Source organism: Agromyces zhanjiangensis, assembly GCF_040496055.1.
Classification (GTDB): Bacteria; Actinomycetota; Actinomycetes; order Actinomycetales; family Microbacteriaceae; genus Agromyces; species Agromyces zhanjiangensis.
In genome coordinates this window covers 426,079-441,222 of sequence record NZ_JBEPKB010000002.1, presented here as the reverse complement: position 1 = coordinate 441,222, position 15,144 = coordinate 426,079, and the positions used below count along the sequence as shown (strand labels likewise).

The 15,144-nt window shown below is 72.5% G+C and carries 15 protein-coding genes; 14 read left to right on the top strand and 1 reads right to left on the bottom strand.

The genetic code is table 11. The features are described from left to right. Positions 1 to 72: 72 nt before the first annotated feature. The 13 genes from ABME02_RS05235 (at position 73) to nusB (ending at position 12,952) form a co-directional block, all read left to right on the top strand. Positions 73 to 1,527 (top strand): replication-associated recombination protein A, encoded by a 1,455-nt coding sequence (locus ABME02_RS05235; protein WP_353814212.1) that lies wholly within the window; start codon positions 73 to 75, stop codon positions 1,525 to 1,527. Between the two features lie 184 nt (positions 1,528 to 1,711). Beyond that, complete coding sequence (gene rpsD, locus ABME02_RS05230) at positions 1,712 to 2,335, top strand: 30S ribosomal protein S4 (RefSeq protein WP_166548861.1); 624 nt, start codon at positions 1,712 to 1,714, stop codon at positions 2,333 to 2,335. 134 nt (positions 2,336 to 2,469) lie between these two features. Continuing rightward, positions 2,470 to 2,658, top strand: coding sequence for a hypothetical protein (locus ABME02_RS05225; protein WP_353814211.1), 189 nt, complete (start codon positions 2,470 to 2,472; stop codon positions 2,656 to 2,658). Positions 2,659 to 2,727: 69 nt separating this feature from the next. Continuing rightward, positions 2,728 to 5,385, top strand: coding sequence for an alanine--tRNA ligase (gene alaS / locus ABME02_RS05220; protein ID WP_353814210.1), 2,658 nt, complete (start codon positions 2,728 to 2,730; stop codon positions 5,383 to 5,385). A 2-nt stretch (positions 5,386 to 5,387) separates the two neighbouring features. Then, a complete protein-coding gene (ruvX, locus tag ABME02_RS05215) occupies positions 5,388 to 5,858 on the top strand; it encodes a Holliday junction resolvase RuvX (RefSeq protein WP_353814209.1) in 471 nt (156 codons plus the stop codon). Positions 5,859 to 5,994: 136 nt separating this feature from the next. Continuing rightward, entirely contained in the window at positions 5,995 to 7,662 is a 1,668-nt protein-coding gene (gene mltG, locus ABME02_RS05210; RefSeq protein ID WP_353814208.1) for an endolytic transglycosylase MltG, read from the top strand. Positions 7,663 to 7,668: 6 nt separating this feature from the next. Beyond that, on the top strand, positions 7,669 to 8,544 hold the full coding sequence (locus tag ABME02_RS05205) for a shikimate dehydrogenase (protein ID WP_353814207.1): 876 nt from the start codon (positions 7,669 to 7,671) through the stop codon (positions 8,542 to 8,544). Positions 8,545 to 8,568: 24 nt separating this feature from the next. Further along, positions 8,569 to 9,780 (top strand): chorismate synthase, encoded by a 1,212-nt coding sequence (aroC, locus tag ABME02_RS05200; RefSeq protein ID WP_353814206.1) that lies wholly within the window; start codon positions 8,569 to 8,571, stop codon positions 9,778 to 9,780. A gap of 40 nt (positions 9,781 to 9,820) precedes the next feature. Beyond that, entirely contained in the window at positions 9,821 to 10,321 is a 501-nt protein-coding gene (locus ABME02_RS05195; RefSeq protein WP_353814205.1) for a shikimate kinase, read from the top strand. Beyond that, on the top strand, positions 10,318 to 11,400 hold the full coding sequence (gene aroB / locus ABME02_RS05190) for a 3-dehydroquinate synthase (RefSeq protein WP_353814203.1): 1,083 nt from the start codon (positions 10,318 to 10,320) through the stop codon (positions 11,398 to 11,400). Before ABME02_RS05195 ends, aroB begins: the two co-directional genes overlap by 4 nt. Before the next feature lie 46 nt (positions 11,401 to 11,446). Next, positions 11,447 to 11,899, top strand: a complete 453-nt coding sequence (locus ABME02_RS05185; RefSeq protein WP_353814202.1) for a type II 3-dehydroquinate dehydratase — start codon at positions 11,447 to 11,449, stop codon at positions 11,897 to 11,899. Positions 11,900 to 11,975: 76 nt separating this feature from the next. After that, positions 11,976 to 12,539 (top strand): elongation factor P, encoded by a 564-nt coding sequence (gene efp, locus ABME02_RS05180; protein ID WP_353814201.1) that lies wholly within the window; start codon positions 11,976 to 11,978, stop codon positions 12,537 to 12,539. Further along, positions 12,539 to 12,952 carry a transcription antitermination factor NusB gene (gene nusB, locus ABME02_RS05175; protein WP_353814200.1) on the top strand — a complete coding sequence of 138 codons (414 nt, stop codon included), beginning with the start codon at positions 12,539 to 12,541 and terminating at the stop codon, positions 12,950 to 12,952. Before efp ends, nusB begins: the two co-directional genes overlap by 1 nt. Before the next feature lie 46 nt (positions 12,953 to 12,998). Here nusB and ABME02_RS05170 read toward each other — a convergent pair whose 3' ends face one another. Then, a complete protein-coding gene (locus ABME02_RS05170; RefSeq protein ID WP_353814199.1) occupies positions 12,999 to 14,324 on the bottom strand; it encodes a glycosyltransferase in 1,326 nt (441 codons plus the stop codon). Between the two features lie 223 nt (positions 14,325 to 14,547). Between ABME02_RS05170 and ABME02_RS05165 the strand changes: the two genes are divergently transcribed. Further along, positions 14,548 to 15,072: a DoxX family membrane protein gene (locus ABME02_RS05165; protein ID WP_353814198.1), complete on the top strand. Its 525-nt coding sequence runs from the start codon at positions 14,548 to 14,550 to the stop codon at positions 15,070 to 15,072. Positions 15,073 to 15,144: the final 72 nt, after the last annotated feature.

The window sequence follows — 15,144 nt, the reverse complement described above, 5'->3', positions numbered from 1 at the left end:
GCACGCCCGGGCGAATCCGGTCCGTCCGGGCGTGAGCGGGCGGTGTCGGTCGCCGCGATTACGCTGGTCGGCATGGTGGATTCGGCCCAGGGGTTGCGCGCGGGCGCGACCCCGCTGGCGGTGCGCATGCGACCGCGGAGCCTCGACGAGGTGGCCGGCCAGCGGCACCTGCTCACGCCGGGTTCGCCGCTCGTGGCGCTCGCCGCCGATCGCACGGGCGAGTCTGGGGCGGTCTCGGTGATCCTCTGGGGGCCGCCCGGCACCGGGAAGACCACGCTCGCCCAGGCGATCGCCCGGTCCTCCGGGCGCAAGTTCGTCGAGCTCTCGGCGGTCACGGCAGGCGTGCGCGACGTCCGCCAGGTGATGGAGGCCGCGCGAGCGGACCGGGACCTCTACGGCGTGTCCACGGTGTTGTTCCTCGACGAGATCCACCGGTTCACCAAGGCCCAGCAGGATGCGCTGCTGCCGGGCGTCGAGAACGGTTGGGTGATCCTCGTGGCGGCCACCACCGAGAACCCGTCGTTCTCGGTGATCTCGCCGCTCCTGTCGCGCTCGCTTCTGCTCACGCTCGAGACGCTCGACGACGACGACCTCGCGCTGCTGGTCGATCGCGCGGTCGCCGACCCGCGTGGCCTCGCGGGTCGCGTCGAGCTCACGGCCGAGGCGCGTGCAGCCATCGTGCGCCTGGCCTCGGGCGACGCGCGACGCGCGCTGACCGCGCTCGAGGCGGCATCGACGTCGGCGATCAGCGAGGCGACGCACGCGATGTCGGCGGATGCCGCGGATGAACCCGATCGCGTCGGCGACGATGCCGAGGGCGAGTCGCCGGATGACGGCGACGGCGACGGTGCCGGGGGAGACGGAGTCGAGGCGGGCGGGCCCGCGCTGCCGGTGATCACGCCCGAGGTGGTCGCCCGCGCCGTGGACCGCGCCCTCCTCCGATACGACCGCGACGGCGACGAGCACTACGACGTGATCAGCGCGTTCATCAAGTCCGTGCGCGGCAGCGACGTCGACGCGGCCCTGCACTACCTCGCCCGCATGATCGAGGCCGGTGAGGACCCTCGGTTCATCGCCCGCCGCATCATCGTGCTGGCGTCGGAGGACATCGGCATGGCCGATCCGACGGCACTCGGCGTGGCGGTCGCCGCAGCCGACGCGGTGCAGTACATCGGCATGCCCGAGGGGCGCATCCCGCTCGCCCAGGCGGTGGTTCACCTCGCGACCGCCCCGAAGTCCAATGCGGCGTACCTCGGGATCGACGCCGCGCTGGCCGACGTCCGGGCGGGCCGCGCCGGGCGCGTGCCCAAGCACCTGCGCGATGCGCACTACCCGGGAGCGAAGCGGCTCGGCCACGGCAAGGGGTACGCCTACCCCCACGACGACCCGATCGGCGTCGTGCCGCAGCAGTACCTGCCCGATCCGCTCCGCGGCGCGATCTACTACACGCCGACCGAGCACGGGAACGAGCGCGAAGTGTCGGCCCGACTCGCCAAGCTGCGCCGGATCGTGCGCGGAGAGCGCTGACCTGCGCCTCGTGGTAGGATCGTCGCTGGCCTGAAGCCAGATTCTCGCGTGCGGCTGCGCGGTCTCCACGGCGAAGGGATGCGACCTGTAGCCGGTCGCCCCGTGGCGAACCCCTCTGAACATCGTCTTTCCGGCGCCAGCGCGCCCGGAACCACACCGTTTGAGAATCCTCCGAAAGGACATCGTGACCAACCAGTCCCGAAGCAAGACCCGCCTCTCACGTGCGCTCGGCGTCGCCCTCACCCCGAAGGCCGCCAAGTACATGGAGAAGCGCCCGTACGCTCCCGGTGAGCACGGCCGCACCAAGCGCAAGCAGGACTCCGACTACGCCGTGCGCCTTCGCGAGAAGCAGCGCCTGCGCGCCCAGTACGGCATCCGCGAGAAGCAGCTCCGCATCGCGTTCAACGAGGCCCGCCGCACCGACGGCCTGACCGGTGAGAACCTGGTCGAGCTGCTCGAGATGCGCCTCGACGCGCTCGTGCTCCGCGCCGGCTTCGCCCGCACGATCTCGCAGGCCCGCCAGTTCGTCGTGCACCGCCACATCACCGTCGACGGCAAGCTCGTCGACCGTCCGTCGTTCCGCGTGAAGCCGGGCCAGGTCGTGGGCGTCAAGCAGCGCTCCGAGGGCACCGAGCCCTTCCAGGTCGCGGCGGCCGGCGGCCACGTCGACGTGCTCCCGAAGACCCCGGGTTACCTCGAGGTCGAGCTCGACAAGCTGCAGGCCACGCTCGTGCGTCGCCCGAAGCGCGCCGAGGTGCCCGTCACGTGTGACGTCCAGCTCGTCGTCGAGTACTACGCCGCCCGCTAGTCGGCGGTACGCCCGAACGGGGTCGCGGTTCGCCGCGGCCCCGTTCGTCGTCTCCCCGCGGCATCCGTCGCACGCCCTAGACTTGGGGGATGCGTGCGCACTGCGCGGCGCAACGACCCCTCGAGGAGTGAGACGTGAAGAGCATCCTGTGGTTCACCGTCGGCGTCGCGGCCGGGTTCGCGGTCGCGCACCAGGTCAACCGCACGGCGCAGGGCCGTGAGTTCTTCGAGGGGCTCGACGCCAAGGCCCGGGCCTTCGGCCGCGCGGTCGCCGAGGGCTACCACGCCCGAGAGGCCGAGCTCCGGGCGGCCGAGGACCACTAGTCCCGGCGCGCGACGCATCCCGCGCCGGGCGCGGGACGTTCCACCATTCCCACGAACCAGAACGGAACCATGCAGACTGCCGAGATCCGCCAGCGCTGGCTTGACTTCTTCGCCGCGCGGGGCCACACCGTCGTGCCGTCGGCCTCGCTCGTGTCCGACGACCCGTCGCTGCTCTTCACCGTCGCCGGCATGGTGCCGTTCGTGCCGTACCTCACCGGGGTCGTGCCGGCGCCGTATCCTCGCGCGACGAGCGTCCAGAAGTGCATCCGCACGAACGACATCGAGGAGGTCGGCAAGACCCCTCGTCACGGCACGTTCTTCCAGATGAACGGCAACTTCTCCTTCGGCGACTACTTCAAGGAGGGGGCGATCACCGCCGCGTGGGAGCTCCTGACGACCTCGGAGGCCGAGGGCGGCTACGGCTTCGACCCGAAGGACCTCTGGGTCACGGTCTACGAGGACGACGACGAAGCGCGCGAGATCTGGAAGCGCGTCGCGGGCCTGCCCGACGAGCGCATCCAGGGCCTCGGCAAGGACACGAACTACTGGCACACCGGCCAGCCGGGCCCGGCGGGGCCCTGCTCCGAGATCTTCTTCGACCGCGGCCCCGAGTACGGCATCGACGGCGGACCGGCGACCGACGACGACCGGTACGTCGAGATCTGGAACCTCGTGTTCATGCAGTACCTGATCGCCGACGTGAAGTCGAAGGTCGACTTCACGATCGTGAAGGAACTGCCGAAGAAGAACATCGACACCGGCATGGGCCTGGAGCGCGTCGCGTTCATCAAGCAGGGCGTCGACAACATGTACGAGATCGACCAGGTCCGGCCCGTGCTCGACGCCGCTGCGCGCCTCTCCGGCCGCCGCTACGGCGCCGACCACGAGGACGACGTGCGCATGCGCGTCATCGCCGACCACATCCGCTCCTCGCTCATGCTCATGAGCGACGGCGTGACGCCCTCCAACGAGGGACGGGGCTACATCCTCCGTCGACTGCTCCGCCGCAGCATCCGTGCGATGCGCCTGCTCGGCGTCGAGGGGCCGACCTTCCGCGAGCTGTTCGCGGCATCGCGCGACGCCATGAAGGCCGCATACCCCGAGGTCGCGACGAACTACACGCAGATCGAGCAGCTCGCCCTCGGCGAGGAGGCGACGTTCCTCCGCACGCTCACCGCGGGGACGGCGATCCTCGACACCGCGGTCGCGAAGACCAAGGCGGATGGCGCGGCCGAGCTCGCCGGCGACACCGCGTTCCTGCTGCACGACACCTACGGCTTCCCGATCGAGCTCACGCTCGAGATGGCCGAGGAGGCCGGGCTCGCCGTCGACCGCCCGGCGTTCGACACGCTCATGGCCGACCAGCGCTCGCGCGCGAAGGCCGACGCGAAGTCGAAGAAGAAGGTGCTCGCCGACCTCTCGGTCTACAGCGACTACCGCGCCAGGGGCGAGACCGTCTTCACGGGCTACACCGACCTCGTGACCGACTCGAGCGTGCTCGGCATCCTCGTGGACGGCCGCCCGGTGGCCTCGGCCGCCGCCGGCCAGACGGCCGAGGTCATCCTCGCGGAGACCTCGCTCTACGCCGAGTCCGGCGGCCAGGCCCCCGACCAGGGCCGCATCGTCGGCGACGGCTTCGAGCTGAAGGTGCTCGACGTGCAGAAGCCCGTCAAGGGGCTCATCAGCCACACGGTGACGGTGACGACCGGCGAGGTCGGCGTCGGCGTCCCGGCGACGAGCATCGTCGACGAGGACTATCGCCGCGGCGCGACGCAGGCGCACTCCGGCACGCACCTCGTGCACGCCGCCCTCCGCCAGGTCCTCGGGCCCGCCGCGCACCAGTCCGGCTCGTTCAACAAGGCCGGGTACCTGCGTCTGGACTACGGCTGGAACCAGGCGCTGTCGGCGGAGACGCGCAGCGAGATCGAGGAGGTCGCGAACGGCGCCGTGCGCGAGAACCTCGAGGTCGTCACGCGCGAGATGCCGATCGACGAGGCCAAGGCACTCGGCGCGATGGCGCTCTTCGGCGAGAAGTACGGCGACGTCGTGCGCGTCGTCGACATCGGTGGTCCGTGGTCCCGCGAGCTCTGCGCGGGCACGCACGTCGCGCGCAGCGCCGAGATCGGCATGATCAACATCGTGGGCGAGTCCTCGGTCGGTGCGTCCAACCGCCGCGTCGAGTCGCTCGTCGGCAAGGACGCGTTCCAGCGGTTCGCCGCCGAGCGCGCCCTCGTGCAGGAGCTCACCGGCACGCTGAAGACGCGTCCGGAGCTGCTCGTCGACCGCATCGGCGAGCTCGTCGCCAGCCTCAAGGCCGCCGAGAAGAAGATCCAGGCGTTCGAGGCGAAGGCGCTGAACGACCGCGTGCCGGACCTGGCGTCGAAGGCGGAGCGGGTGGGCGACCTCCTGCTCGTGACGGAGGCCGTCGGCCGGCTCGGGTCGGGCGACGAACTGCGATCGCTCGCCACCGCAGTGCGCGGCCGGCTCGGCGACGCGGCATCCGTCGTCGCGCTCATCGGAGAGGTCGGCGGGAAGCCGCTCGCGATCGCCGCGACGTCGCCCGCAGCGCGTGACGCGGGCGCGAACGCCGGCACGATCGCGAAGGCGATGGCCGCGGCGCTCGGCGGCGGCGGAGGCGGGAAGCCCGACCTCGCGCAGGGCGGCGGCACCGACCTCGGCGCGATCCCGGCGGCGCTCGGCGCCGCGCGCACCGCATCGGGGGCCTGAACGTGAGATCGGGCGCGCGACTCGGCATCGACGTCGGCCGAGCGCGCATCGGCGTCGCGCGGTGCGACCCTTCGGCGATCCTCGCGGTGCCCGTCGAGACCGTCGCGCGGAGCGCCGGGGACGACGGCAGCGACCTCCGTCGGGTGCTCGAGCTCGCGTCCGAGTTCGAGGCCTTCGAACTCGTGGTGGGGCATCCGCTCTCGCTGTCGGGACGGCCGACGGCGTCGACCGCCGACGCCGTCGGGTTCGCCGAGCGACTCGCCGCGACCGGGGCGGCGGTGCGCCTCGTCGACGAGCGGATGTCGACCGTGAGCGCCCAGCAGGCGCTCCGCTCGGCCGGAAAGTCGACGAGGAAGCAGCGTCCGATCATCGACCAAGCCGCAGCCGTTATCATTCTGCAACATGCCATCGATGCCGAACGGGCATCGGGTTCCGCCCCCGGACGCACGATCTCCGTCGAGGAAGGCTCCTGACCTCGTGACCCAGCTCCCCCCAGAGCGCCGAAACGGCTCCGCGCCGCTCCCGCCGTCATCCGATCCCCACGGCGCCGATCGCGCCGGCGGAACCGGCTCGACGCCGGCGCCGAGGACCAGGCGGGAGCTGCGGGAGATGGAGCAACGGCAGGCGGCGGAGGTCGCGCAGCGCGCGGCCGCAGCGGACGCGCAGCGCGCGGCGTCGGCCGAGGCCGCCGAACGCCGGGCCGCCATGGACGCCCAGCGCGCCGCAGCGACGGAGGCTCGACGGGCCGCGGCCGAGGAGGCCGAGCGGGCAGCGGAGGCGGAGTGGCGTGCCGCCCAGGCGGCGCAGCGTCCCGCACCGCCGGTCCGGGGAGGGCAGCAGGTCCCCCCACCGCAGTCCGCGCGGGCCATGACCGGCCCGACGGGCCTGCCCGGACAGCATCCGGGGCACCACGAACCGGATGACCTCCGGTACACGGGCGGCATTCGTCGGGCGGACGCGTACGAGGACGACCGATACTCCGGCGACGACATGCTCCGCGCGACGACGACGGGACCGGTTCGCGGGCGTGCGAGCGCCGACGCGGGCGGCGCGCCGGAGGAGTGGCCGCCGAGCGGCGGACGGGGCCTCGTCACCGAGACCGACCCGCACGACCAGGACCCGTTCGCCGACTGGAACGAGGACGAGGCGCGCCCGTCGCGGTCCGACCGTCGTGCTGCGGCGGCGTGGGAGTTCGAGGAGCACGAGCGCGAACCGAACCGCCGTCGTCGCGGCGCCTGGGGATGCCTCATCGCCCTGATCGTGCTCGGGGCGCTCATCGCCGGCGCGGCGTTCTTCCTGCAGGGGCCGATCACGTCGCTCCTCGAGCGCTTCCAGCCGCCCGAGGACTACACCGGCGCGGGCACGGGCGAGGTCGTCTTCATGATCAACGAGGGCGACGGCGGCGAGACGATCGCGGCCAACCTCGAGGAGCAGGGCATCGTCGCGTCCTCCGAGGCGTTCATCGAGGAGGTCACGAGCCGCTCCGACCAGCCGATCTTCTACCCCGGCGCCTACAAGATGGCGAACCAGATGAGCGCAGAGGACGCGCTCGACGCGCTCCTCGACCCCGAGAACGTGCTGGAGAACACGTTCGTGATCCAGGAGGGCCTGTGGGCTCGCGACGCGCTCGCGAACGCGTCGGCCGCGACGGGGATCCCGATCGAGGAGCTCGAGGCCGCGGCATCCGACCCGCAGGCGCTCGGGCTGCCCGACGAGGCGACGAGCGTCGAGGGCTTCCTCTTCCCGGCGACCTACACGTTCGGTCCCGACGTGACCGCCGACGAGGTCGTCCAGACGCTCGTCGACCGCTCGTTCCAGTCGCTCGACGCGGCCGGGGTGGCGCCGGAGGACCGGTGGGAGACCGTGGTCATCGCCTCGCTCATCGAGCGCGAGGCGGGATCGGAGGCCGACGCGTACAAGGTGTCCCGCGTCATCCGGAACCGCCTCGACGAGAACCAGTTCCCCACACAGCTGCTGCAGTTCGATTCGACGGTGCACTACGGGACCGGCGACGACACCCTCGTCACGACCACCGACGCCGAGCGCGCCGACGCCTCGAACCCGTACAACACGTACGTGCATCCGGGGCTCCCGCCCGGGCCCATCGGCAACCCGGGCGACGTCGCGATCGACGCGGCGCAGAACCCGGCCGACGGGCCGTGGCTGTACTTCGTCACGGTCAACCTCGAGACCGGCGAGACCGTCTTCTCGGCGACCTTCGCGGAGCACGAGGCGGCCGTCGAGCAGTTCCTGCGGTACCTCGACGAGAACGGATAGCGAGAGATGGCGACGCCCGGGACGACGAACGCGACGACGGGGGAGCGCCCGATCCGGCTGGCCGTGCTCGGGTCGCCGATCGCGCACTCGAAGAGCCCGGCGCTGCACCGCGCGGCCTACGACCGACTCGGCGTCGGGTGGCGCTACGACGCGATCGAGGTGCGATCGGGCGAACTCGCGGGATTCCTCGAGCGCGTGCGAGGCGATGCGGATGCCGCGTGGCGCGGCCTCTCGCTGACGATGCCGTTGAAGCACGAGGTGCTCGAGCACCTCGACGGGGCCGACCGCCTCGTCGACCTCGCCGGTGCGGCCAACACGGTGCGGTACGCCGAGGACGGCTCGCTGCAGGGGTTCAACACCGACATCGGCGGCATCGTCCGGACGCTCGGCGAGGCCGGCCTGCACCGCGTGCACCGCGGCGTGCTGATCGGCAGCGGGGCGACGGCGTCGTCGGCGCTCGTGGCCCTCGCGGAACTCGGCGCCGTCGAGGTCGACGTGCTCGTGCGCAACCCCGACCGGGCGATCGGCGTCGAGGAGCTCGGACGGCGACTCGGGCTCGTGCTCCGCGTGCGACCGGTCGCCGAGCTCGCCGTCGCACCATCCGCCGACCTGGTGGTGAGCACGGTGCCCGGCGGCTCCGACCTGGGCGTCGCACCGTCGGAGGCGCTGGCCGGTGCCGCGCTGCTGCTCGACGTGGCCTACGACCCGTGGCCGTCGGCGCTCGCGACCGCCTGGCTCGAGCGCGACGGCCGCGTGACCCACGGGCTCGGGATGCTGCTGCACCAGGCGCTGCTCCAGGTGCGCGTCTTCGCATCGGGCGATCCGTTCGAGCCGCTGCCCGGGGAGGCGGGCGTGCTGGACGTCATGCGCCGGAGCCTCTGACCCCGCTGTGGGAGGATGGTGGGCATGCTCCGTTGGCTCACCGCCGGGGAATCGCACGGCCCCGAACTCGTCGCGATCCTCGAAGGCCTCCCCGCAGGCATCCCCGTCTCCCTCGATGAGATCCGCGCCGACCTGGCGCGCCGCAAGCTCGGCTACGGCCGCGGCGCGCGCATGAAGTTCGAGCAGGACGAGCTCGCCGTCTCGGGCGGCGTCAGGCACGGCCTGACGCTCGGAAGCCCGGTCGCACTGCGGATCGGCAACACCGAGTGGCCGAAGTGGCAGCAGGTGATGAGCCCGGAGCCGGTCGACGCGGAGGCGCTCGGTCGCGGCCGGGGTGCCCCGCTCACGCGGCCGCGCCCGGGGCACGCCGACCTCGTCGGCATGCAGAAGTACGGCTTCGACGAGGCCCGGCCGGTGCTCGAGCGCGCGAGCGCCCGCGAGACGGCCGCGCGCGTCGCGCTCGGGGCGGTCGCGCGATCGTTCCTCGCCGAGCTCGGCGTCCGACTGGTCTCGCACACCGTCGCCATCGGCCCCGTCCAGGTTCCCGAGGGCAGCGAACTGCCGATGCCGTCCGACGTCGACCGGCTGGACGCCGACCCGCTCCGCTGCTCCGACCCTGCGACGAGCGAGCGCATGGTGGCCGAGGTCGACGCGGCGCACAAGGAAGGCGACACGCTCGGCGGCGTCGTCGAGGTCCTCGCGTACGGCCTGCCGCCCGGGCTCGGGTCGCACGTGCACTGGGACCGCCGCCTCGACGCGCAGCTCGCGGCCGCGCTCATGGGCATCCAGGCCATCAAGGGCGTCGAGGTCGGCGACGGGTTCCTCACGACCACGCGCCGCGGCTCCGCCGCACACGACGAGCTGCACCTCGCCGACGGGCGCATCGTGCGCGCGAGCGACCGAGCCGGCGGCACCGAGGGCGGCATGTCCACCGGCACCGTGCTGCGCGTGCGCGCCGGCATGAAGCCGATCGCGACGGTCCCGCGGGCCCTCCCCACGATCGACGTCGCGACCGGCGAGCCGGCCCCCGCGCACCACCAGCGCTCCGACGTGTGCGCGGTGCCCGCCGCAGGCGTCGTCGCCGAGGCGATGGTCGCGCTGACCCTCGCGAACGCCGTGCTCGAGAAGTTCGGCGGCGACTCGGTCGCCGAGACCCGGCGCAACCTCGACGGCTACCTCGCGGCGATCCCCGACGCGCTCGCGAGCGAGGTCGCCGACGGCGCGCTCCGTGCCTGAGCCGTCCGCCCGGGGCGCCCGGTCGGGCGGGTCGCGGACAGTGCCGCTCCCGATCGTGCTCGTCGGTCCCATGGGCTCCGGCAAGTCCCGTGTGGGCGCCCGGCTCGCGGCATCCGTCGGCGCGCCGTTCATCGACACCGACCACCGGATCGTCGAACGCCACGGCCCGATCGAGGAGATCTTCGCGCGGGAGGGCGAGGCGCACTTCCGGGTCATCGAGCGCGAGGTCGTCGCCGAGGCGCTCCGTGAGGCGGCGATCGTCTCGCTCGGCGGCGGCGCGGTGCTCGACGCCGACACGCGCGCCGACCTCGCGGGCCTCGCCGTCGTCCGGCTCGACGTGCGGCCCGAGGCCGTCGCGCCGAGGCTCAGCGGCGGCACCCGGCCCCTGCTCGCCGACGGCGGGATCGAGCGATGGATCCGGATCCGCGAGGAGCGCCGCCCCCTGTACGACGAGGTCGCGGGCCTCAGCATCGACACCACGCGTCGCTCGGTCGCGCGGATCGTCGAGGAGATCACCGAGTGGGCTGGAGGACGAGCATGAGCGAAGACGAAGCGACCGTGATCCGCGTCGGCGGCGAGGCGGGCTACGACGTGCGCATCGGGCGAGGCGTGCTCGACCGGCTCGGCGACGCGATCGGTTCGTCGGCGCGCAAGGTGCTCATCGTGCACCCGCCCACGCTCGGCGCTCGCGCGGCCGCGCTGCGGGAATCGCTGGCCGACCGGTTCGAGGTCCTCCTCGCGGAGGTCCCCGACGCCGAGGCGGCCAAGCGCGTCGAGGTCGCGGCGTTCTGCTGGCAGATCCTCGGCCAGGCGGACTTCACGCGGACCGACGTCGTCGTCGGCTTCGGCGGTGGAGCGATCACGGACCTGGCGGGCTTCGTCGCCGCGACCTGGCTCCGCGGCGTCCGCATCGTGCAGGTGCCAACGACGGTGCTCGGCATGGTCGACGCGGCCGTCGGCGGCAAGACCGGCATCAACACGAACGAGGGCAAGAACCTCGTCGGCGCCTTCCACGCTCCCGCCGAGGTCCTGTGCGACCTCGAGGTGCTCGACACGCTGCCCGGGAACGAGATCCTCGCGGGCTTCGCCGAAATCGTGAAGGCCGGCTTCATCCGGTACCCCGAGATCCTCGACGTCATCGAGGCCGACCCGGAGGCCGCGACCGACCCCGGGACGCCCCAGTTCCGTCGCGTGGTCGAACTCGCCGTGCAGATGAAGGCCGACGTCGTGAGCGAGGACTTCACCGAGCAGGGGCTCCGCGAGATCCTCAACTACGGCCACACGCTCGGCCACGCCGTCGAGCACGCCGAGCGCTACCAGTGGCGCCACGGTGCGGCCGTCGCGGTCGGCATGGCCTTCGCGGCCGAGCTCGGCCGGCTCTCCGGGCGGCTCTCCGACGATGTCGCGGACCGGCACAAGCGGGTGCTCGACCTGCTGAGCCTGCCGACGTCGTACCCGGCGGGACGATGGAACACGCTCCTCGCGACCATGCAGCGCGACAAGAAGGCCCGGGCCGGCCAGTTGCGGTTCATCGTCCTCGACGACCTCGGCAAGCCCACCGTCATGCTCGCGCCCGACCAGTCGCTCCTGTTCGCCGCGTACCAGGAGATCGCGTCCTGATCCTGACGGCCCGGGCAGGCGGATGCCGCGCCGCTAGGCTTCGGGCATGACCACGATCCTCGTCCTGAACGGACCGAACCTCGGTCGCCTGGGCACGCGCGAGCCCGAGGTGTACGGCTCGGAGACGCTCGCCGACATCGGCGCGAGCCTCGCGGCATCCGTCCCCGACGGGGTGGAGATCGACCTCCGGCAGACCGACGACGAGGGCGAGCTCATCGGGTGGATCCACGAGGCGGTGGACCGCCGGCTGCCGGTCGTGCTGAACCCGGCGGCGTTCACGCACTACAGCTACGCGCTCCGCGACGCGGCCGCGCAGTTGAGGACGGCGGGCGTGCCGCTCGTCGAGGTGCACCTGTCGAACCCGCACGCGCGCGAGGTGTTCCGGCACACGAGCGTCATCTCGGCGGTCGCGTCGGGCGTGATCGCGGGGTTCGGGTCGGACTCGTACCGGCTCGCGGTCGACTGGCTGCTGCGCTCGGTCCTGCGATCGCCCAGCTGAGTCGACTACACTCGACCAGTCGCACGCCCTTCGGCGTGCCCGCAGACTTCCCCTCCACCGAACGGAAAGCACTTCCATGGCATCCACCGCTGACATCAAGAACGGCGTCGTCCTGAACATCGACGGCCAGCTCTGGAGCGTCGTCGAGTTCCAGCACGTCAAGCCCGGCAAGGGCGGCGCGTTCGTGCGCACCAAGCTGAAGAACGTCGTGACCGGCAAGGTGGTCGACAAGACGTACAACGCCGGTGCCAAGGTCGACATCGAGAACGTCGACCGTCGCGACTTCACCTACCTGTACAGCGATGGCGACGGCTTCGTCTTCATGGACCAGACCGACTACGACCAGCTCACCGTCCCGGCCACGGTCGTCGGCGACGCCAAGAAGTTCATGCTGGAGAACCAGGCCGTCACCATCGCGCTGAACAACGGCAACCCGCTCTACATCGAGCTGCCCGCGTCGGTCGTGCTCGAGATCACCTACACCGAGCCGGGCCTGCAGGGCGACCGCTCGACCGGCGGCACCAAGGCCGCCACCGTCGAGACTGGGTACGAGATCCAGGTCCCGCTGTTCCTCGAGACCGGCACCAAGGTCAAGGTCGACACCCGTTCGGGCGACTACCTCGGCCGCGTGAACGACTAGTGAGCGCCCGTACGAAGGCGCGCAAGCGCGCCCTCGACATGCTCTACTCGGCCGACATGCGCCAGGTCCCGGTCGAGCAGGTGCTCGTGGCCGAGGCCGAGCGGGCCGTGAACGAGCCCGAGCGTCAGGCGTCGTGGCTGTACGCGCGCGAGATCGTCGACGGCATCGTCGACCACCGCGAGGAGATCGACGAGCTGATCACCACGCACTCGCGGGGGTGGACCCTCGAGCGGATGCCCGCGGTCGATCGCGCACTGCTGCGCATCGGCGTCTGGGAGATCGTCTACAACGACGAGGTCCCCGACCCGGTCGCGATCTCCGAGGCCGTCGAGGCGGCCACCGTGCTCTCGACCGACGACTCGGCGGGCTTCGTGAACGGCCTGCTGGCGGCGGTCTCGCACTCGAAGGGCTGAGCGCGCCCGCACTGCCGCGCGGCGGGGCCACCGCCCCGTGCAGCGGTCAGTCCGCCACGCCGATGCGTCGTCGGCGCTCGACGAGCGCCATCGTGTGCGCGACGACCTCCCTGGGCCCGTCATGGGCTCGCAGCTCGCGGCCGAGCGCCTCGGCGCGCTCGCGGTACGCCGGATCCGACGTGAGGCGTCGCCACGCTCGCAGGATCGCTCGCGGCGACGGTCGACCTGTCCGGAGGTCGATGCCCGCACCCGCCCAGGCGACGTGCGTCGCGATGACGGGCTTGTCGATGTCGCCGCCCGCGACGATGAGCGGGATGCCGTGCGCGAGTGCCGCGAGCACGCCGCCCCAGCCGCCGTTGGTGACCATCGCGTCGGTCCTCGGCAGCAGTTCGGCGTAGTCGACGAGGCCCGCGACGTATGCGTTCGGGGGTGCGGCGAACGGGAGGTCGGGAGCGTCGGCACGGCCGGTCGTCGCGACGATCGATACCGGCTGGCGGCCGAGCGCCGCGAACGCCGGTCGGATGAGGTCGTCGGGGTCGACGTTGAGCGTCCCCTGCGTCACGTGCACGATCGGCCGGTCGTCGGGCAGGTCGGTCCACCATTCCGGTGGATCGGGCCTGGTCGATCCGGTCGGGGCCAGTGCGCCGACGAACTCGACGCGCACGGGCCAGGCGCTGCGCGGGAACTCGAGCTGCGGGATCCCCGACGCGCACACGAGGTCGGGCGAGTGCCACGCCGCCTCGAGGGGCGCGTCGGTCGGAGGGAGGCCGACCGCCTCGCGCTGCGCATCGTAGGCCCGCTGCACCCTGCGCGTCGCGAACGCCAGCCCGCCGTTCAGGATCCGGTCGCGGAGCCGTCCGAGCGGTCCCGTCGCCGGTCGGAGCGGGAGGATGGGCGGCGGGAGCTCAGGGGTCGGCATCGAGAGGGGCACGATGCTCACCGTCACCGACGGCGTGCCGAGGCGCTCGGCGGCGAGGTGCGTCCCCAGGCTGAGGTTGTCGGCGACGATGACGTCCCAGGGGCGGTGCCCGTGGGCCGCGGCGAGGTCGGCCGCCTGGGCGGCGCCGGTCCCGATGAACAGGTGCTCCACGTTGGCGAGCAGCTGGCGCGGACCCTTGCGGCCGCGAAGCGCCGGGAAGGTCGCCGCGAGGTCGAGTTCGTCGAAGTCGGGCGCGGCCGACCAGGTGACGGGCTCGGCGCCGAGCGCCGCGAACCGGTCGGCGTAGGCACGGCCCGTGTAGACGCGGACGTCGTGGCCGGCCTCGATGAACGCCGTCGCGACGGCTGCGAGCGGCGCGACGTGTCCGGAGAAGGGCATCACGGCGATCATGACCTCGGCCATGCGCCATTGCAGCACGCGCTGCGCGGCCACGGCCACCCCCTTGGCGCAGGATCCCCCGGACGGGGGTGGGCTGCGGGCCGGCCCGGAGGGATGCCCGGGGTGCGCCCGCGTCCGGGGACGGGGACGTCCCTCCGCGCGTTCCGGAGCGGGCACTGATCCGCGGGGGAGCGAACGGTCGTTCACTGGGAGACGTCGCACTCCGCGACATCCGTCACCCGGCACCCGACCCCCGCTCTGGAAGGAGCACCCCGCCATGACCACCATCTCCGCGCACGGCCTCTCGCAGGCCGGTTCCCGTCGAGGGGCCGAACCCCGATCGCTCGCCTCCCGCCTCGCCGACGCCGAGGGCGCGCTGAAGGCGTTCCTCGACCGGTGGAGCATCCCCGCCCTGCGCGTCGCGCTCGGCGCGGTGTTCGTCGTCTTCGGCGTCCTGAAGTTCTTCCCCGGCGTCAGCCCGCTCGAGCCGCTCGTCGCGGCGACCTGGAGCGCCCTCACCTTCGGCGTCGTGGGCGGGCAGCTCGCGCTGATCCTGACCGCCGTCCTCGAGACGGCCGCCGGTCTCGCGCTCATCTCGGGCGTGTTCGCGCGCCTCGGCCTCGTGCTCCTCGCCGTGGCCTTCGTCGGCATCCTCTCCCCGATCGTGCTCTTCACCGGCGAACTCGTCACGGCGGCAGGTCCGACGCTGCTCGGCCAGTACGTCGCGAAGAACGTCGTGCTCATCGCCGCGGCGCTCGTCATCGCCTCGCGGGTCCTGCGCGGCCGGGCCGGTACTCGGTGAGCAGGCGGCTCCTGATCGACGAGGGAGCGGCGGGGCGCACTGCGCCCGCCGCTCCGCCGCGTCCCGGGGGCG